The organism is Streptomyces sp. NPDC021019 (genome assembly GCF_044333295.1).
In the GTDB taxonomy this organism is placed as follows: domain Bacteria; phylum Actinomycetota; class Actinomycetes; order Streptomycetales; family Streptomycetaceae; genus Streptomyces.
Genome location: NZ_JBIRQR010000003.1, coordinates 825,193 through 843,092, shown reverse-complemented (window position 1 = coordinate 843,092; position 17,900 = coordinate 825,193). Strand labels below are relative to the sequence as shown.

The following is a 17,900-nucleotide window of genomic DNA, read 5'->3' as shown; positions in this document are numbered from 1 at the left end:
CACCGCCCCCGCACCGTCCGTCGTGGTCCGGCCGCCATGCTCCGGCGGCCGGCCACGCCCGGCCGGCGAACCCGCCCGGAGCACCGGTTGTGCGCCGGAGCTCCGGGCACCGCGTACCAGGAGCGTCTGTATGTACCTTGCCGTCGGCAGGAACCGTCCACCGGACGGTACCGCCCCCGACCGGACCCCCTCAGCCGCACGGCCCGCCGGCCGGAGGCGCCTCACCGGCACCGTCGTCGCGCTCGGCGCGGTCAGCCTCGTCACCGACATCTCGTCCGAGATGGTCACCGCCGTACTGCCCCTCTACCTCGTCCTGGGCCTGGGACTCAGCCCCCTCCAGTTCGGCTTTCTCGACGGCCTCTACAACGGTGTCACCGCCTTCGTCAGGCTCGCCGGCGGCCACGCCGCCGACCGCTGGCAGCGGCACAAGCTCGTCGCCGGAAGCGGCTACGCGCTGTCCACCGTCTGCAAACTCGGCCTGCTCCTCGCGGGCGGTTCCACCCCCGCCCTCTCCGCCGCGCTCGCGGCCGACCGGGTCGGCAAAGGCGTGCGGACAGCGCCGCGCGATGCCCTGATCTCACTGAGCTGCGACGAACGGGACCTCGGCCGCGCCTTCGGTGTGCACCGGGCCATGGACACCACGGGCGCCATGCTCGGACCGCTCGTCGCCTTCGCCGTCCTGTGGGCGACCGTCGACGCCTACGACGCGGTCTTCGTCGTCAGCTTCTGCTTCGGCCTGCTGGGGGTACTGATCCTCTTCGCGTTCGTCCCCGGCCGCGAGGCCCGGCCGGCACGCCCGCCGGGCAGGGCGGCGGCCACCCTGCGGGAGACCCTGCGGCTCTTCCACGTCCCCGCCTTCCGCCGGATCCTCCTCGCGGCCACGGCGCTCGGCCTCGTCGGCGTGGGCGACGGGTTCCTCTACCTGGTCCTGCAGAAGCGGCTCGCCCTCGACGTGGAGTACTTCCCGCTGCTGCCGCTCGGCAGCGCGGCGGTCTACCTCCTGCTCGCCGTTCCCCTCGGCCGGGCCGCTGACCGGATCGGCCGCCGCGTCCCGTACCTGCTGGGGCATGTCGCCCTGCTCGGCGTGTACGTCGCGCTGTTCTCCCCGGTGGCGGGCTGGCCGCTCACGATCCTGGTTCTCGTTCTGCACGGCACGTTCTACGCGGCGACCGACGGGGTCCTCATGGCGCTCGGCGGTCCGGTCGTGCCGGCGGACCGGCGCGCGGGCGGGATGGCACTCCTGCAGACCGGTCAGAGTCTGGGCCGACTGTTCGCTTCCGTCGGGTTCGGAGCCGTCTGGACGCTGTGGGGCATGGACAACGCCCTCGTCCTGGCCGCCGCGGCGCTCGGCGCCGTACTCGTCCTCGCCTGCGTCCTCCTGCCGGCCGCGCCCACGCCCGTCGCCCCCGTACCCGCCACCGCCCCGGAGCCCTCATGACCCTGCCTCCTCTCTCCCTGCGCGCGCGGATCACCGCGCTCACGGCGGCCACGGCCGTACTGGCGGCCGTCGCCGTCGGCTACACGGTGGCGGCAGCCGACGGCGAGGGCCGGCCGCCGGAGTCCGTCGCCGCTCCGGGCCTCACCCTCGACAACGCGCCCGGCCTCTACCACACGGCGCGGAAGGGCAACGTGTTCTCGGCGCCCTACAACTCCTCCGGTGCGGGTGCGGCCGACGGGACGCGCAGCAGGAACACCGGGCTGTCGTGCGACCGCTTCCACGCGAGCGGGCGGACGGCCGTCTGTATCGCGAGCCACCCCGGCATCGCGCAGAAGACGAAGGTGAGCGTCCTCGACCGCGAGCTGGACACCCGTAAGACCGTCGTGGTCGGCGGCATCCCCAATCGGGCGCGGGTCTCTCCTTCGGGCCGGCTGGTCGCCTGGACGCTGTTCGTCAGCGGCGACTCGTACGCCTCGTCGTCCTTCTCGACGCGGACCGGCATCCTCGACACCCGGACGGGTTATCTGGTCAAGAACGTGGAGACTCTTCAGCTCTACCTGGAGGGTCGGCGCTACCACGCGCCGGACGTGAACTACTGGGGCATCACCTTCGCGGACGACGACAACCGCTTCTACGCGACGGTGGCCACCAAGGGGAAGACGTACCTCGTCGAGGGCGACATCAAGACGTGGAAGGCCCGCACACTCCGGCGGAACGTCGAGTGCCCGTCGCTCTCGCCCGACGGCACCCGGATCGCCTTCAAGAAGAGGGTCCGCGAGGGCGCCCAGAACCCATGGCGACTGCACGTACTGGATCTCAGGACCCTGCGTGAGACGCCCGTCGCCGAGACCCGCAGCGTCGACGACCAGGTGGCATGGCTGGACGACTCGACCCTCGCGTACGCCCTTCCGGGCCGGGCCAAGGGCGCCTCGGACATCTGGACCGTCCCCGCCGGCGCCTCGGCCACCGGGCCGAGCCGTCTCCTGAGCGACGCCTCGTCACCCTCCCTGGTCGTGGCGGGCGGCTGATCGGTGGCGGCCCCGGACCTGGCGTCGTGCGCCGGTGCGGCGGATCAGCTCCGCAGCGGCAGCATCCGGGGCACGGCCCTGACGTAGACGACCATGCCGATCACCTCGACCAGGGTCTGGGTGACCACGACCACGGCGGCGACGGCGAGCGCGTCCGGCAGCGCCAGGGCGAGCGGCAGGACGACCAGGGAGTTACGGGTCGCGCCCGTGAACACGATCGCCCGCCCGGCCGGGGCCTCCAGGCGGAACAGGCGGGCGACACCGAGCCCGGCGAACGCCATCACGACGAGGAAGAGCACGTAGAACGGCACGACACGGCCCACGTCTCCCAGGCTGCCCGCGTCGCCGAGCTTCGGTACCTGGGAGGCGACCACGGTGAGCAGGACGGCGGCCATCAGCGGCACCATGGTCGCGCCCATCGCGTCGGCGGTCCTCCGCCCGGCCGAGCGGCATGCGGCCCACGCCTGGGTGAGCCAGGCCAGCGTGAGCGGAATGACGATCAGCACGGCGAACGCCTCGATGAACGGTCCGGCCTCCACCACGTCGGCCAGGTCCGGGCCCATGAACAGGAACAGATAGACCGGCAGCAGCACCATCTGGGCGAGCAGCAGCAACGGGGTGGCGGCGAGCAGACGTTCGCTGCTGCCGCCGGCGAGCCCGCTGAAGACGATCACATAGTCGACGCACGGGGCCAGGAGGACCAGCAGCACGCCGAGGCGGACCGCTCGGTCGTCCGGAAGGAAGGTGAACATCGTGGCGACCACCAGCGGCACTCCGACGAAGTTCACCACCAGCGTCGCGGCCAGGAAGCGGCCCGCCCGCACCGAGCGGGCCAGCTCGGCGGCGGGCACCTGCAGGAACGTCACGTACAGCAGGGCGGCCAGCACCGGGTTGATCGCGTGCTCCAGGCCCGGCCCGGTACCGGGCGCGACCCCGCCCACCAGCCCCCCGGCGGCCAGGGCTCCCACATAGACGGCGACCTGGTGGCGTTCCATGGCGGCGACCGGGCCGGACGGCGACGACAACGTACGTACTCCTTGCACAGAGGGAAGAAAGACGGGGAGACCAGGACGGGAGGCAGGGAGGGGCGGTGGCCCGGTGGCCTTCCACCCGATGAGTTCTCCCACCGGACGCAGTCTGCACCTATGTCCATCGACCGGACTCACCCAGGAGGGCATCATGACCGCTACCTACACCTTCGACGTGTTTTCCAGCCTCGACGGTTTCGGCTCCTACAACGGTGACGTCGACTGGGGCGGCTACTGGGGCAAGCAGGGACCCGAGCTGCTCGAGCACCGGCTGTCGCTGTACGGCGAGGAGCAGCGGATGGTCTTCGGGGCCCACACCTATCGGAAATTCGTGCGGCTGCTGGGCCCGAGTACGAAGGAGTCCGGCGTGGGTGACGCATGGGTCACGCGGATGAGGAGCCTGCCGGCGACGGTGGTGTCGACCACGCTCGAGGAGCCCCTCGACTGGCCGGACGCGACCGTCGCGCACGGCGACGCCGTCGACGTCGTCGCCCGTCTCAAGGAAGAGTCCGATGTGCCGTTGCGCTCGCACGGCAGCCTGTCCATGAACCGGGCGCTGATGGCCGCCGGCCTGGTCGACCGCGTCCAAGTGACGCTCTTCCCCGTCATCACCGGTCGGACCGGTACGGAACCGGTGCTGCGGGGTGCGGCCGACTTCGACCTCGAACTGATCGGGAGCCGGACGCTCGACGGCCGTACCCAGGAGCTCACCTACCGGCCCACCCCGCACTGACCGGCGCACACCCGCACCGGTTCGTGCACGGTCGCGCACTGCCTCGGGCGCGGCGGGTCCGCCGGAGCCGTGCAGCGGTGCCGGCCACCATCACGGCGCGGCTTCCGAGGCTGCCCAGCAGGGCCCGGGTGGGGATGCCGACGCCGGCCGAGCATGGCGGGAACCTCTGAATGGTGGTTCACTTCATTCATGGCCTACCGCAAGACACCGGCCGAGCTCCGTCGGCTCGAAGCCGCCCGGGAGCGTCTCGTCGCCCGCGCCACCGAGGTCGTGGCGGAGGTCGGCTGGGCGCAGGCGTCCGTGACCGCTGTCGCCGACGCGGCCGGGATCGCCGCAGGCTCGGTCTACCAGCATTTCTCGTCCAAGTCCGCGCTGGCCGTGGAGGTCTTCCGGCGCGCCGCACAGCGCGAGGTGGACGTTCTGGGTGAGGTGCTGAAGAGCGACGGCGACCCCGCCGGGCGGTTGCGCCGGGGGGTGGAGGTGTTCGCCCGACGGGCCCTGGAGAACCACGGTCTGGCGTACGCCCTGCTCGCGGCGCCCGCCGAACCCGCGGTCGGCGCGGAGCGTCTCGACTTCCGGCGCCGCTACCGGGCGCTGTTCGCCGCGGTGATCGGCGAGGGGGTCGCCGCGGGCCTGCTGCCGGACCAGGACGCGGAGATCACCGCCGCGGCGCTGACCGGCGCCATCGGCGAGGTCCTCGTGTACCCGCTGAGCACCTCGGCCGCGTACGACACGGACCGGCTCGTCAGCCGCCTCACCGCCGTGGCCCTGCGTTGCGCCGGTGCGGCCCCTGACCGTTCCACGCCTCCCTGACCCGGGGCGCCCCCTCGTCCCCGTACGCCGTGTGTCGCAACCCGCCGTCCCGTCTCCCGGAGGAGAACCGATGCCCAGGCCCACCGCACCGCGCAGCAACCCGACCACCGTGACGCACGAGGTGACGAACCAGCCGCCTCCGCTCACCGGTCACGACGCGGCCGACGACGCGGTGCTGCTCGAAGGGGTACGCCGCGAGGGGGCCGCATGGCACCTGGACGAGCTGCACCGCTTCGGCCGGTACGCCGGCAGCGAGGAGGCGCAGCACTGGGCCGACCAGGCCAACCGCCACGAGCCGGAACTGCGTACCCACGACCGCTTCGGCCACCGCATCGACGAGGTCGAGTTCCACCCCGCCTACCACTCGCTGATGGACGCCTCGGTGCGGGCGGGGCTGGCGGGCGCCGCCTGGGCCGAGATGCGCCCCGGGGCCCATGTCGCCCGGGCCGGCGGGTTCATGCTGGCCACGATGCTGGAGCAGGGCCACCTGTGCCCGGTCTCGATGACGTACGCCGTCGTCCCGGCGCTGCGCCGCTCCCCCGACCTCGCCGAGACGTACGAACCACTGCTGACCAGCCGTGTGTACGAGCCGGGGCTCAGCGCCCCCGCCGCCAAGCGCGGCCTGCTCGCCGGTATGGGGATGACGGAGAAGCAGGGCGGTACCGATGTGCGCGCCAACACCACGGCCGCCGTCGAACAGGCCGACGGCACCTGGCGGCTGCGCGGGCACAAGTGGTTCACCAGCGCGCCGATGAACGATCTCTTCCTGGTGCTCGCCCAGTCGCCCGGCGGTCTGTCGTGCTTCCTGGTGCCGCGTGTGCTGCCGGACGGAAGCCGGAACACGTTCCGCATCCAGCGGCTCAAGGACAAACTCGGCAACCGCTCCAACGCTTCCAGCGAGCCCGAGTTCGACGACACCGTGGCGTGGCTCGTCGGTGACGAGGGCAAGGGGGTGCGCACCATCATCGACATGGTGACGATGACCCGGCTCGACTGCGTGCTCGGCTCCGCCGCCGGCATCCGTGCCGCGCTCGCGCAGGCGGCCCACCACGCGCGCCACCGCTCGGTGTTCGGCGTCCGGCTGATCGACCAGCCCCTGATGCGCAATGTCCTGGCGGACCTGTCCCTGGAGTCCGAGGCCGCCACGACCCTGGCCCTGCGCCTGGCAGGGGCCGCCGACCGCGCCCACCGGGGCGACGACGGGGAACGCGCCTTCCTGCGCCTGGCCACGGCCATCGGAAAGTACTGGGTGTGCAAGCGGCAGCCCATGGCAGTGGCCGAGGCGCTGGAGTGCCTCGGTGGCAACGGGTACGACGAGGCGTCCGGCATGCCGCGGCTGTACCGCGAGGCCCCGCTCAACGGCATCTGGGAGGGCTCCGGCAATGTCAACGCCCTCGACATGCTGCGGGCGTTGACGCGGGAGCCCGCGTCGCTGGAGGCCTTCCACGCCGAGATCGAGGCGGCGGCCGGGGCGGACGCGCGCCTCGACACGGCCTGGCGGGAGCTGCGGGCCGAGCTGGCACGCACTCAGGACGCGCAGCTACGGGCCCGCCGGATCGTCGAACGGGCCGCTCTCGTGCTCCAGGGCTCACTGCTGGTGCGCCACGCACCGGCGGCGGTGGCGGACGCGTTCTGCGCGTCCCGCCTCGCGGGGGACCAGGGACTCGCCTTTGGCACGCTTCCCGCGGGCACGGACTTCGCGGCACTGCTGGGGCGGCTGCCCGCCTGACGGGGTTGGGGAGAGGCGGCTGCCCGCCTGATGGAAGCGGGCGGGGCGGCGGGCGCCATGCCCCCGCCCGGCGTATGGGCCTGGGGCGGCGGCCCGCTGTCGTTCCGTCAGGGGACGTCGTGTGCGTGGCGGAGGTAGGCGTCCAGCTCGGCGGCCCCGGCCAGCATCGCCCTCCCCCGCGCGGCCAGCCGGGCGTGCCAGTCGCGCAGGGCGGCCGCCAGCGGCTCCAGACCGCCGGCCGCCCGGACCTGGGCGATCAACGGTGCGATCTGCTCAAGACGGTAGCCGCCCCGCCTGAGCTGGTGGGCCAGTCCGGCGTCCCGTACGTCGGCCTCGGCGTACACCCGGTAGCCGGTCCGCGGGTCGCGGCGCGGGGTCACGAGTCCGGCGCGCTCCCACTTCCGCAGCGTGGCGGGCCTGATTCCCAGCTTCCTGGCCAGCGGTCCGACGAACATCCCGTCGGCGCTCGCCGCGCCGTCGGGTGCGGGGGTGACGCCGGGCCCCAGATCACCGAGGGCCCGCTCGACCGCCTGCAGGGTGCGCCGGTCCTCCAGGAGTTGGGCGTGGCTCTCGTCGACGATGCGGAACGCCTCCCCCTGATCGTCGCGGTTCACCGCCCGCATGATCGACGCGGCGGCCCCGTGCCCATGCCCGGGAACCAGCGCGAGGAACGCCGCGAGGGCGTACGCGTGCAGCGGCGCGTAAGTGCGGTAGCCGTGGGGGGTGCGCCCGGCGGCCGGGAGGATTCCCGCCGCCTCGTAGTTCCTGACGGCCTGCGTCGACAATCCGTGCCGACGGGCCAGATCGACGGGCCGGAGACGTCCTGCTGTTTGAGGGTTCTGCCTCATGCCTGCCAAGGTATCGCGTAGAAGTTTCAACCGAAGGTTCAACGATACGGTTGAAGCCATGGCCAACGACATCCAGGACATCGCCCACGCCGTCGACGCGGCTTCCGTCATGAGGCTGTTCGCCTCCCCGCCCCGGGTGCTGACTCTGGGCGAACCCACCCACGGGGTCGACGCCCCTCTCCTTCTGCGCAACGCGCTCTTCCGGCAGCTCGTCGAACGGGAGGGCTACCGCACCATCACCATCGAGAGCGACTGTGTGGCGGGGCTACTGGTGGACGACTACGTGACGACGGGCGCGGGCACGCTCGACGAGGCGATGGAGCGGGGGTTCGGCCACGGACTCGGCGAGTCGGCGGCCAATCGTCAACTGGTGAGCTGGATGCGCGCGTTCAACAACGTTCGGCCCGCGCCCGACCGCGTCCGCTTCGCCGGCTTCGACGGGCCGCTGGAGATGGCGTACGCGGCGAGCCCGCGCGAGGCCCTCACCTCGCTCCACCGTGTTCTCGCCGCCCATGTGGACCCGGGCCTGCTGCCCTGTACCGCCGCAACGCTCGACCGCCTCCTCGGCCCGGACGACCGGTGGACCGACCCGGCGGCGATGCTGGATCCGTCCGCGTCCTTCGGGCGGTCGGCCGAGGCCGGGCGACTGCGCCTGCTCGCCGATGACCTGGGCGCGCTGCTCGACGCGTGGACGCCGCACCTGATCGCGGTGGCCTCGCGGGACGCGTTCGACCGGGCGCTGCTGTACGCGCGGGCCGCCTCGGGGCTGCTGCGGTACCACTTCTGGATGGCGGACACGTCACCGAGCCGGCTGTCACGGCTGACGGGCCTGCGGGACCAGATGATGGCCGGCAATCTCCTCGCGCTCGCCGAGCGGGGGCCGGTTCTGGCGCACGCCCACAACAGCCATCTCCAGCGGGACATGAGCTCGATGCGGATGGGCGGCCGGCGGCTGGAGTGGTGGAGCGCGGGCGCCGTCGTCGACGCCCGCCTGGGCGAGGAGTACGGCTTCCTGGCCACCGCCTTCGGCACGATGAGGCACCAGGGGGTCGACGTTCCGCCGCCGGACACCCTCGAGGGAACCCTGTACGCGCTCCCGGAGGAGTCCTGCCTGGTGGACGCCTCCGAACTGGCCACCGTCCTCGGTGCCACCGACCCCGTCCGGCGCACATCCCCGTACTTCGGGTACGCCCCGCTCGACCCGGCGCACCTGGCCCGTATCGACGGAGTCGTGTTCATGAAGGACGTTCCGGAGGACGTTCCGGAGGACGTTCCGGAGAAGTGAAGACGCTCGTGACACGCGCCGGAAAGACCCTCGCCCACTCCGCGCGTCCGGACGAGTGAATCGCCGTCAGGCCAGGAATACCTGGGCCCGGCCATGGTTGACCACACCATGACTTCTGAGATTTCCGGAACGGGCAGGGCATTCGGACGCGTGGGGATCTGGAGCGGCGCCCTGCACGCTTCCCAGGTGGACGACGCGGGCGGGAAGGCGATCGCGGAGGCGCTCGCCGAGCTCGAAGCGCTGGGGTACGGCACCGTCTGGATCGGGGGCAGCCCGACGCCCGAGGACGCGGCGGCCGTCGTGGCCGCCACCCGGTCCATCACGGTGGCCACCGGCATCCTGTCCATCTGGAACCACACGGCCGAGGAGGCGGCGGCGATCGCGGCGGTCGATCCGGCGGCGCACGGTCGCTTCGTCCTCGGTCTGGGCGTCAGCCACGGTCCGATGGTGCCGCAGTACGCGAAGCCGTACAGCGCGATGGTCTCCTACCTCGACGCGCTCGACACAGCCGATCCGTCCGTGGGCTCCGGCCACCGGGTCCTGGCGGCCCTCGGCCCGAAGATGCTGAAGCTCGCGGCCGCCCGGTCGCTGGGAGCGCACCCCTATCTCGTCACCACCGAGCACACCGCGGAGGCCCGCGAGACGCTCGGCCCCGCAGCGCTGCTCGCCCCGGAGCTGACGGTGGTGCTGGACACCGATCTCGACCGGGCACGCACCACCGCGCGGACGATGCTGGGGATGTATCTGCGGTTGCCCAACTACACCGACAATCTGCTGCGTCTGGGGTTCGCGGAAGGCGACTTCGACGGCGGCGGCAGCGTCCGCCTGCTCGACGCCCTCTTCGCGCTGGGCGACGCCGAGCAGGTGAGGCGCCGGACCCGGGAGTACTTCGACGCCGGCGCCGACCATGTCGCGTTGCAGGTGCTCACCGCCGAGGAGGGCGGCGGCGGCCTGCCGCGTGCCACATGGCGTGAGCTGGCCGAGGCATTCGGCGACGAGCTCTGACGGGTGCGGGTTCGGCCCGTCAACGCGTCGCACCCACCGCCCCGTTCGGGTGCGGTGCGGCGGGTCGGGAGGATTCCGGAACGGCTCTGGGCAGCCTCCGTGCGAACCGATCGTGGAGGAGGAGTCGTGGGAGTGGCACGTGAGTACGGGCGCAGCATCAGTGAGGGGCCGACACCGGCCGATGCGGCGGGAGCGCCCGCCCTGCCCTATCCGAGCGGCTGGTCCGCCCTGGCCTTCTCGCACGAGCTGCGGCCCGGCACCGTGCTCACCCGGCCGCTCGCGGGGCGAGACGTCGTCCTGTACCGCACCGGCGCGGGGACGCTCCGCGCCGTCCGTCCGTACTGCCCGCACCTGGGCGCCCACCTCGGTCTGGCGAAGGTCGAGGGGGAGGATCTCACGTGCCCCTTCCACTTCTTCTCGTTCGGACCCGACGGCACCTGTGTGCGCACGGGCTACGGCACGCCGCCTCCGCGGTCCCCGCTGACGCAGCTGCCCGTCCAGGAGGTGAACGGGGGCGTCTTCGTCTGGCGCCACCACGACGGCCGGGATCCGGACTGGTCCGTCCCGCAGTGGCACGAGATCGGGCACAGGCCCGCGCGTACCGCCGCCTGGGAGCTGGCCGGCAACGTCCAGGAGGTCATCGAGAACTCGGTCGACCTCGGTCACTTCGCCACCCTGCACGGCTGGGCGAAGGCCGAGATCGACGGCCCCGTGGCGTACGACGACGCGACGTTCCATGTCGCCATGCGGGCCCATGAGTCGGCGCCGCTCATGGGTGACTTCACCGTCGATGTGAAGGTGGACGGATACGGACTCGGCTGTCTGCACGCCGATGTCCACACGCCCCGCTTCGGGCTGCGGATGTGCACGATGGTGATGCCGACGGCCATCGGGCCCAACCGGATGCAGTTCCGCCAGCTGAACCGCATCGCCTTCGACGAGCCGGGCCGGCTGCCGCCCGGGCTCGCCCGGATGGTCAGCCGTACCGCGGCGCGGCTCCTGGACCGTCCCGTCTTCCGGTCCAGTTGCGAGTTCACCGCCGCCGATTTTCCGATCTGGCACCACAAGCAGTATCAGCAGCCACCCCGGCTGGCTTCCGGTGACGGACCGATCGGGCCGTTCCGGCGCTGGGCCAAGCGGTTCTATCCGGAGGCACCGGGCAGGGCCGCGGTGGCCCGCCCGCACCGCAGCGAGGGCTCGGACAGCGCCGTTCTCTCCTGACGTGACCGTTGTGCCCGGCCCGAGCCGCCGGTCCGTCCTCCGGCCGCCCGCCTCCGCCCGGGTGCCGCACGTCCTTCCCGATCTCTTGCCCCGGCGTTCCGCTCACCCCTTGCCCCGGCCCGCGCGTGGTCCTTCCCGGGCACCGCGGACGCCGGGGCTGCCGCACTTCGGGCGCCATTCGGGCGAGGATCCCAGCAGAGCGGGCAGCCCCAGTGACCGGATCCACGACCGTCCTGGGCATGACCAGCACCGTCACGCGCGGGAAACGGGCACGATCGGGCGGAGCGGATCTGGTGAAGCGGCTGGTAGTCGCCCCGGCACTGCTTGTACAAACGACACATGAGCCCGAACGGTCAGACGGGCTCCGCCCGTAACGGGCCCAGCAGCGACCAGGGAAGTGCGCCGTGGACACCGAGGAACGCCGTCGGGGAATTCTGGCCACGGCCCGGCAAGAGGGGTCGGTCGGAGTGAACGCCCTCGCGGACCTGTTCAAGGTGGCCAAGGAGACCGTCCGCCGCGATCTGCGGGTACTGGAGGAGCACGGACTCGTCCGCCGGACCCACGGCGGCGCCTACCCGGTGGAGTCGGCCGGATTCGAGACCACGCTCGCCGTCCGCACCACGCGCAACGTACCGCAGAAGTCGCGGATCGCGACCGCCGCCGCCGGTCTGCTCGGCGACGCCGAGACGGTCTTCGTCGACGAGGGCTTCACCCCGCAGCTCATCGCCGAGGCACTCCCCCAGGACCGGCCCCTGACCGTCGTCACCGCCTCGCTGGCCGTCGCCACCTCCCTCGCCGGGGCCGAGAAGACCTCGGTGCTGCTGCTGGGCGGCCGGGTACGCGGCTCGACGATGGCGACCGTGGACCACTGGGCCTCCCGGATGCTCGCGGACTTCGTCATCGACCTCGCGTATCTCGGAGCCAACGGCATCTCCCGCCAGTACGGCCTCACCACCCCGGATCCCGCCGTCGCCGAGGTGAAGGCGCAGGCGCTGCGCAGCTCGCGGCGCAGGATCTTCGCGGGAATCCACAGCAAGTTCGGGGCGGTGAGCTTCTGCCGGTTCGCCGGGGTCGGCGACTTCGAAGCGATCGTCACCGACGCGGGGCTCTCCTCGGCCGAGGCTCAGCGCTACTCCCTCCTGGGGCCCCAGGTCATCCGCGTCTGACCGGCCCTGTCAGCCCGGCCGACCGGCCCACCCCACCGGCCCACCCGCCCGCCGCACCGCCGACCTCACAGCTCCCGCACCCACACCCCGCGTCACCGCTCCCCCGCACCGCCGGAGCCAGCTTCGCCATGCCCGCAACGACCCGATCACCGAGCCGCTACGACTGATCAGGAGCCCCCATGCCCCACCCAGGACGCCGCAGCCGACCACGTGTACGCGGTCGGGCCCGCGCCGTGACCGCCGCACTGGCCCTGCTCGCCACCGGCTGCGCCGGAGCGGGCGGGACCTCCTTCGGGGGCGGCGACGCACTGAACGTACTGATGGTGAACAACCCGCAGATGGTCGAACTGCAGAAGCTGACCGCGAAGCACTTCACGAGGGAGACCGGCGTCGAGGTCCACTTCACGGTGCTGCCCGAGAACGACGTACGCGACAAGATCAGCCAGGACTTCTCCAACCAGGCCGGTCAGTACGACGTCGCCACCATCAGCAACTTCGAGCTGCCGTTCTTCGCGGAGAACGGCTGGCTGCACCCCCTCGACGACTACGCGAAGGCCGACGCCGCCTTCGACCAGGAGGACATCCTCCAGCCGCTGCGGGAATCGCTGACCGCCGAGGACGGCAAGCTCTACGCCCAGCCCTTCTACGGCGAGTCGTCCTTCCTCATGTACCGCAAGGACGTCTTCGAGGAGCAGGGCCTCAACATGCCCGAGAAGCCGACCTGGGAGCAGGTGGCGAAGCTCGCCGAGCGGGCGGACGGGGCGGAGCGCGGGATGAAGGGCATCTGCCTGCGCGGGCTCCCGGGCTGGGGCGAGGTCATCGCCCCGCTCACCACGGTCGTCAACACGATGGGCGGCACCTGGTTCACCGAGGACTGGGAACCGCGCCTGACGTCGCCGGAGTTCAAGAAGGCGACGAAGTTCTACGTCGACCTGGTGCGGAAGCACGGGGAGCTCGGCGCCCCGCAGTCCGGATACGCCGAGTGTCTGAACAACATGACCCAGGGCAAGACCGCCATGTGGTACGACGCGACGGCGGGCGCCGGGTCCCTGGAGGCGGAGGGCTCCCCGGTGAAGGGGAAGATCGGGTACGTCCCCGCCCCGGTGGAGCGGACCAGGAGCTCGGGCTGGCTCTACACCTGGGCCTGGGGACTGCAGAAGGCGTCCAAGAAGGCGGACGACGCCTGGAAGTTCGTGTCCTGGGCCTCCGGCAAGGAGTACGAGGAGCTCGTCGGGACCACCAGCGGCTGGTCCAACGTGCCCGCCGGGAAACGGGCCTCCACCTACGCCAACCCCGCCTATCGGGCGGAGGCGGGCGCGTTCGCGGACGTCACCGAGCGGGCCATCTCCGAGGCCGATCCGAAGAATCCGGGCACCCAGCCCCGCCCGACGGCGGGCATCCAGTTCGTCGGCGTACCGGAGTTCACCGACCTGGGCACCCGGGTGGCGCAGGAGATCAGCGCCGCCATAGCGGGCCGACAGTCGGTGGACGCCGCACTCGCCGCCTCCCAGAAGCTTGCCGAGAAGGTCGCCGAGGAGTACCGATGACCGTCACCGCAACCAGGGAGACCGCGTCCCCGCCCGCCCCGGCGAAGAAGCCGGGCAGCGGCGGCCGACGGCGTGCCTGGGCGACCCGCGCCCCTCTGCTGCCCGCACTCGTCTTCCTGATAGCCGTCACCCAACTGCCCTTCGTGGCGACCCTGGTGATCTCGTTCTTCGACTGGAACTCCCTCAAGCCGGAGAAGCGCCACTTCACCGGCCTCTCCAACTACACGTCCGTCTTCACCGACGAGGCGTTGCGCGAATCGGTCGTGACGACCGTCGTCCTCACCGCGTCCGTCGTGATCGTCAGCGTGGTGCTGGGGCTCGTCCTCGCCCTGCTGCTGGACCGCGCGTTCTTCGGCCGGGGGTTCGTGCGCACCCTGCTCATCACCCCGTTCCTGCTGGTGCCGGTCTCCGCCGCGCTGCTGTGGAAGCACGCGCTCTACAACCCCGAGTACGGGCTGTTCAACGGGGCGCTCACCTGGTTCGGCGAGCTGTTCGGCATCGAGTCGATCGCGCAGCCCGAGTGGACGTCCCAGATGCCGCTGATCGCCGTCGAGGCCTCGCTCGTGTGGCAGTGGACACCGTTCATGATGCTGATCCTGCTGGCCGGGCTGCAGAGCCGGCCGGCCGAGATCATGGAGGCCGCGCGGCTGGACGGGGCCGGGCCCTGGCAGATGTTCCGCTATCTGACCCTGCCGCATCTGCGCCGCTACCTCGAACTCGGCGTCCTGCTCGGTTCCGTGTACATCGTGCAGAACTTCGACGCGGTGTTCACGATCACCTCCGGCGGTCTCGGCACCGCCAACCTCCCGTACACCGTCTACGAGACCTTCTACCGGGCCCATGAGTACGGGCTGGCGTCGGCGGCGGGCGTGGTCGTGGTGGTCGGCACGATCGTCATCGCCACCTTCGCGCTCCGGACGGTCTCCTCCCTCTTCCGTGAGGAGGCGAGCCGCGCATGAGCGCCTCGACCGCGACACCCGCACCCGCATCCTTCAACGCCGCCACGCGCAGGGCCCGTCGGCGCTCCGCCGCCCTGGGCGTGACCGCCTGGGTCGTGGGGATCGGTTTCTGTCTGCCCGCCCTGTGGATGGTGCTGACGTCCTTCCACGCGGAGGCCGACGCCGCGACCAACCCGCCGTCGATCGCCGCCGCGCTGACCCTGGACGGCTACCGCGCCTTCTTCGGCGGCGGGGGCGGCCCGACACCGTGGCCCCCGCTGGTCAACTCGCTCGCGGCCTCGTTCTTCTCGACCGTGCTGGTGCTGCTGCTGGCGCTTCCGGCCGCGTACGCGCTGTCCATCCGGCGGGTGCGCAAGTGGACGGACGTGATGTTCTTCTTCCTGTCCACCAAGATGCTGCCGGTGGTCGCCGGGCTGCTGCCGGTGTATCTGTTCGCGAAGAACACGGGGCTGCTGGACAACATCTGGCTGCTGGTCCTCCTCTACACCTCGATGAATTTGCCGATCGCGGTGTGGATGATGCAGTCCTTCCTCGCGGACGTCCCCGTCTCCATCATCGAGGCGGCTCAGGTCGACGGGGCCCGGCTGCCGACGGTGCTGCGCCGTGTCGTGGCCCCGGTCGCCGGTCCCGGCATCGCCGCGACCGCCCTGATCTGCTTCATCTTCAGCTGGAACGAGCTGTTGTTCGCACGGGTGCTGACCGGCGTCGTCGCCGGGACCGCCCCCGTCCATCTGACCACCTTCGTCACCAGTCAGGGCCTCTTCCTCGCCCAGCTGTGCGCGGCGTCCGTGGTCGTGTCCCTGCCGGTGCTCGTCGCCGGCTACGCCGCCCAGGACAAACTCGTCCAGGGCCTCTCTCTGGGAGCAGTCAAATGAGGGCAGCCATCGTCGAAGCCCCCGGCAAGATCTCCGTGGCCACCGTCCCGGACCCGGCGCCCGGCCCCCGCGACGTGGTGGTCAAGGTGGCGTCCTGCGGGCTGTGCGGCACCGATCTCCACATCCTCCAGGGCGAGTTCGCCCCGACGCTGCCGATCGTGCCCGGGCACGAGTTCGCCGGGGAGGTCGTCGGCCTCGGCGCGGACGTCACGGAGCTGTCCGTCGGCGACAAGGTGGCCGTGGACCCCTCGCTGCACTGTCAGGAGTGCCGCTACTGCCGTTCGGGCCGGGGCAACCTCTGCGACAACTGGGCGGCGATCGGAGTCACCGTGCCCGGGGGCGCGGCCGAGTTCGCGGTGGCGCCCGTCGCCAACTGCGTCACCCTGCCGGAGCACATCGACGTCCGGGACGCGGCGCTGATCGAGCCGCTGTCCTGCGCGGTGCGGGGCTACGACGTCCTCAACGGCAATCTCGGGGCGCGGGTGCTGATCTACGGCTCCGGGACCATGGGGCTGATGATGCTGGAGCTGGCCAAGCGCACCGGCGCCGCGTCGGTGGACGTGCTGGACGTCAACGCCCAGCGGCTGGCCACCGCGACGACCCTGGGCTGTACGGGCGCGGCGGCCCGTGCGGACGAGCTGGACCGTCCGGGCGGCTGGGACGTCGTCATCGACGCCACCGGCAACGCCGGCGCCATCCAGGACGGTCTGGGGAGGGTCGCCAAGGGCGGCACGTTCCTCCAGTTCGGGGTTGCCGACTACGCCACCACCGCGGTGATCGAGCCGTACCGGATCTACAACCAGGAGATCACCATCACCGGTTCGATGGCGGTCCTGCACAGTTACGAGCGGGCCGCGGCGCTCTTCGCGAGCGGGGCGCTCGACGCGTCGGTGTTCATCAGTGACCGGCTGCCGCTGGAGCAGTACCCGCAGGCGATCGAGCGCTTCCGGGCGGGGATCGGCCGCAAGATCGTGGTGGAGCCGTGACGGATTCTGCGCCTTCGCCTGCCGCGGATCCCGGTCCCGTCCTCGTGCTCGGTGAGGCGCTGGTGGATCTGGTGCCGACCGGCGGTGACGCCGGGATCCGGGCGGCCCAGCCGGGCGGCGCGCCCGCGAACGTCGCGGTGGGCCTGGCCCGCCTCGGCGGGCGGCCGTCCTTCGTCGGCGGGCTCGGCGACGACGCCTTCGCGGAGAGCGTCGAGGCCTGGCTGACGGGTGCGGGCGTCGACCTCTCGCTAAGCGCCCGTTGCTCGCTGCCGACGGCGCTCGCGGTGGCCGACCCGGGCGATCACGGGAACACGTACCGCTTCCACCTCCGTGACACGGCGACCTTCGAGCTGCCCGACCGGACGGCGGAGGCGGCGCGTTTCGGCGCGGTGTACGTCGGCGGGCTCGCCGCCGTGGTGGCGCCGGCGGCCGATGTCGTGGCCGCCACCGCGCGGGCGGCCGCCGGCGCGGGGCTCCTCGTGGTGGACCCCAATGTGCGCGAGGACCGCACCCTGGACCCCGTACGGAGCCTCGGCCGGCTGCGGAAGCTGTGCTCCCTGGCTCGGGTGCTGAAGGCGAGCGACGAGGATCTGGCGCGTCTGTGGCCGGACACGGCCCCCGAGGCCAGCTGCCGGGCTCTCGCCGGGGAGGGGCGGCTGGTGGTGATGACCCGGGGGCCGGAAGGCGCCACCGCGTACGTCCAAGGCGCTCCCGCCGTCTCGGTCCCGGCCCTGCCGGTGCGAGTGGTGAACACCATCGGCGCGGGTGACGCGTTCATGGCGGGGATGCTGGCCTGGCTGGGGGCGGAGGCGGGCTGGGACCCGGCGCTGTCCGCCGGGCAGACGAGGGCGATGCTGGAGTACGCGGCCGGTACGGCCGCGTCGGTCTGCGACCGGGCGGGAACGGAGCCCACGGCCCCGCCCGGGGTGTGAACCCGGCGCACATCGGGCATCACCCTCAGGACCCGAGTTCCGCACGGCCCTCCCCCGGCCCACGGAAACCGCCGAGGCCCCACCGGGCTCCTCCGCCCGGTGGGGCCTCGGCGTCGCCTCAGCTCTGCGGACGCCTGCCGTGGTTCGCGGCGTTCTTGCGGCGGGCCTTCTTCTTACGACGTCGCTTCGATGACATCGAACCCTCCTTCTCTCTGCTCCGTTGCGGGCGGTCCACCGGGCGGTGAGGCCCGGTGACCACCGAGCCTCCTGCCCAGGGACACCGTGGCAAACACCTGGTGCGGGTGCA

The 17,900-nt window shown here is 71.9% G+C and carries 16 protein-coding genes; 14 read left to right on the top strand and 2 right to left on the bottom strand.

The genetic code is table 11. From position 1 onward, the window contains the following. Positions 1-130: 130 nt before the first annotated feature. Both ACH4RG_RS21325 and ACH4RG_RS21320 read left to right on the top strand, forming a co-directional pair. Entirely contained in the window at positions 131-1,438 is a 1,308-nt protein-coding gene (locus tag ACH4RG_RS21325) for an MFS transporter (RefSeq protein ID WP_397917933.1), read from the top strand. Beyond that, positions 1,435-2,466 (top strand): hypothetical protein, encoded by a 1,032-nt coding sequence (locus ACH4RG_RS21320; protein ID WP_397917932.1) that lies wholly within the window; start codon positions 1,435-1,437, stop codon positions 2,464-2,466. Before ACH4RG_RS21325 ends, ACH4RG_RS21320 begins: the two co-directional genes overlap by 4 nt. Positions 2,467-2,510: 44 nt before the next feature. Here ACH4RG_RS21320 and ACH4RG_RS21315 read toward each other — a convergent pair whose 3' ends face one another. Then, complete coding sequence (locus tag ACH4RG_RS21315) at positions 2,511-3,461, bottom strand: arsenic resistance protein (RefSeq protein ID WP_397918124.1); 951 nt, start codon at positions 3,459-3,461, stop codon at positions 2,511-2,513. 184 nt (positions 3,462-3,645) lie between these two features. On the opposite strand from ACH4RG_RS21315, the gene ACH4RG_RS21310 reads away from it, so the two are divergent. The 3 genes from ACH4RG_RS21310 (at position 3,646) to ACH4RG_RS21300 (ending at position 6,769) form a co-directional block, all read left to right on the top strand. After that, positions 3,646-4,227 (top strand): dihydrofolate reductase family protein, encoded by a 582-nt coding sequence (locus ACH4RG_RS21310; RefSeq protein ID WP_398539968.1) that lies wholly within the window; start codon positions 3,646-3,648, stop codon positions 4,225-4,227. A gap of 189 nt (positions 4,228-4,416) precedes the next feature. Further along, complete coding sequence (locus ACH4RG_RS21305; RefSeq protein ID WP_397917930.1) at positions 4,417-5,040, top strand: TetR/AcrR family transcriptional regulator; 624 nt, start codon at positions 4,417-4,419, stop codon at positions 5,038-5,040. A 70-nt stretch (positions 5,041-5,110) separates the two neighbouring features. After that, positions 5,111-6,769 (top strand): acyl-CoA dehydrogenase family protein, encoded by a 1,659-nt coding sequence (locus ACH4RG_RS21300; RefSeq protein ID WP_397917929.1) that lies wholly within the window; start codon positions 5,111-5,113, stop codon positions 6,767-6,769. 107 nt (positions 6,770-6,876) lie between these two features. On the opposite strand, the gene ACH4RG_RS21295 is transcribed toward ACH4RG_RS21300, so the two are convergent. Further along, positions 6,877-7,617: a TioE family transcriptional regulator gene (locus ACH4RG_RS21295; RefSeq protein ID WP_397917928.1), complete on the bottom strand. Its 741-nt coding sequence runs from the start codon at positions 7,615-7,617 to the stop codon at positions 6,877-6,879. A gap of 58 nt (positions 7,618-7,675) precedes the next feature. Here ACH4RG_RS21295 and ACH4RG_RS21290 point away from each other — a divergent pair, with 58 nt between their 5' ends. The 9 genes from ACH4RG_RS21290 to ACH4RG_RS21250 all read left to right on the top strand — a co-directional run bounded on the left by ACH4RG_RS21290 (position 7,676) and on the right by ACH4RG_RS21250 (position 17,593). Continuing rightward, positions 7,676-8,902 (top strand): erythromycin esterase family protein, encoded by a 1,227-nt coding sequence (locus ACH4RG_RS21290; RefSeq protein WP_398539967.1) that lies wholly within the window; start codon positions 7,676-7,678, stop codon positions 8,900-8,902. Between the two features lie 108 nt (positions 8,903-9,010). Further along, positions 9,011-9,907 (top strand): TIGR03620 family F420-dependent LLM class oxidoreductase, encoded by an 897-nt coding sequence (locus ACH4RG_RS21285; protein WP_397927344.1) that lies wholly within the window; start codon positions 9,011-9,013, stop codon positions 9,905-9,907. Positions 9,908-10,033: 126 nt separating this feature from the next. After that, a complete protein-coding gene (locus tag ACH4RG_RS21280; RefSeq protein WP_397917925.1) occupies positions 10,034-11,128 on the top strand; it encodes a Rieske 2Fe-2S domain-containing protein in 1,095 nt (364 codons plus the stop codon). 404 nt (positions 11,129-11,532) lie between these two features. Further along, on the top strand, positions 11,533-12,294 hold the full coding sequence (locus ACH4RG_RS21275; protein WP_398539966.1) for a DeoR/GlpR family DNA-binding transcription regulator: 762 nt from the start codon (positions 11,533-11,535) through the stop codon (positions 12,292-12,294). Positions 12,295-12,473: 179 nt separating this feature from the next. After that, positions 12,474-13,841, top strand: a complete 1,368-nt coding sequence (locus tag ACH4RG_RS21270) for an ABC transporter substrate-binding protein (protein ID WP_398539965.1) — start codon at positions 12,474-12,476, stop codon at positions 13,839-13,841. Then, entirely contained in the window at positions 13,838-14,800 is a 963-nt protein-coding gene (locus ACH4RG_RS21265) for a carbohydrate ABC transporter permease (RefSeq protein WP_397917922.1), read from the top strand. Before ACH4RG_RS21270 ends, ACH4RG_RS21265 begins: the two co-directional genes overlap by 4 nt. Continuing rightward, positions 14,797-15,675 carry a carbohydrate ABC transporter permease gene (locus ACH4RG_RS21260; RefSeq protein ID WP_397917921.1) on the top strand — a complete coding sequence of 293 codons (879 nt, stop codon included), beginning with the start codon at positions 14,797-14,799 and terminating at the stop codon, positions 15,673-15,675. The genes ACH4RG_RS21265 and ACH4RG_RS21260 overlap by 4 nt, the downstream gene beginning before the upstream one ends. Next, entirely contained in the window at positions 15,672-16,661 is a 990-nt protein-coding gene (locus ACH4RG_RS21255; RefSeq protein ID WP_397917920.1) for a zinc-dependent alcohol dehydrogenase family protein, read from the top strand. The genes ACH4RG_RS21260 and ACH4RG_RS21255 overlap by 4 nt, the downstream gene beginning before the upstream one ends. Further along, positions 16,658-17,593 (top strand): PfkB family carbohydrate kinase, encoded by a 936-nt coding sequence (locus tag ACH4RG_RS21250; RefSeq protein ID WP_398539964.1) that lies wholly within the window; start codon positions 16,658-16,660, stop codon positions 17,591-17,593. The genes ACH4RG_RS21255 and ACH4RG_RS21250 overlap by 4 nt, the downstream gene beginning before the upstream one ends. Positions 17,594-17,900: the final 307 nt, after the last annotated feature.

Coding starts and splice junctions, on each gene's coding strand:
- ACH4RG_RS21310 (WP_398539968.1), top strand. CDS start 3,646: ATGACCGCTACCTACACCTTCGACGTGTTTTCCAGCCTCGACGGTTTC.
- ACH4RG_RS21320 (WP_397917932.1), top strand. CDS start 1,435: ATGACCCTGCCTCCTCTCTCCCTGCGCGCGCGGATCACCGCGCTCACG.
- ACH4RG_RS21285 (WP_397927344.1), top strand. CDS start 9,011: ATGACTTCTGAGATTTCCGGAACGGGCAGGGCATTCGGACGCGTGGGG.
- ACH4RG_RS21290 (WP_398539967.1), top strand. CDS start 7,676: ATGGCCAACGACATCCAGGACATCGCCCACGCCGTCGACGCGGCTTCC.
- ACH4RG_RS21270 (WP_398539965.1), top strand. CDS start 12,474: ATGCCCCACCCAGGACGCCGCAGCCGACCACGTGTACGCGGTCGGGCC.
- ACH4RG_RS21305 (WP_397917930.1), top strand. CDS start 4,417: ATGGCCTACCGCAAGACACCGGCCGAGCTCCGTCGGCTCGAAGCCGCC.
- ACH4RG_RS21295 (WP_397917928.1), bottom strand. CDS start 7,617: ATGAGGCAGAACCCTCAAACAGCAGGACGTCTCCGGCCCGTCGATCTG.
- ACH4RG_RS21300 (WP_397917929.1), top strand. CDS start 5,111: ATGCCCAGGCCCACCGCACCGCGCAGCAACCCGACCACCGTGACGCAC.
- ACH4RG_RS21255 (WP_397917920.1), top strand. CDS start 15,672: ATGAGGGCAGCCATCGTCGAAGCCCCCGGCAAGATCTCCGTGGCCACC.
- ACH4RG_RS21260 (WP_397917921.1), top strand. CDS start 14,797: ATGAGCGCCTCGACCGCGACACCCGCACCCGCATCCTTCAACGCCGCC.
- ACH4RG_RS21265 (WP_397917922.1), top strand. CDS start 13,838: ATGACCGTCACCGCAACCAGGGAGACCGCGTCCCCGCCCGCCCCGGCG.
- ACH4RG_RS21325 (WP_397917933.1), top strand. CDS start 131: ATGTACCTTGCCGTCGGCAGGAACCGTCCACCGGACGGTACCGCCCCC.
- ACH4RG_RS21315 (WP_397918124.1), bottom strand. CDS start 3,461: ATGGAACGCCACCAGGTCGCCGTCTATGTGGGAGCCCTGGCCGCCGGG.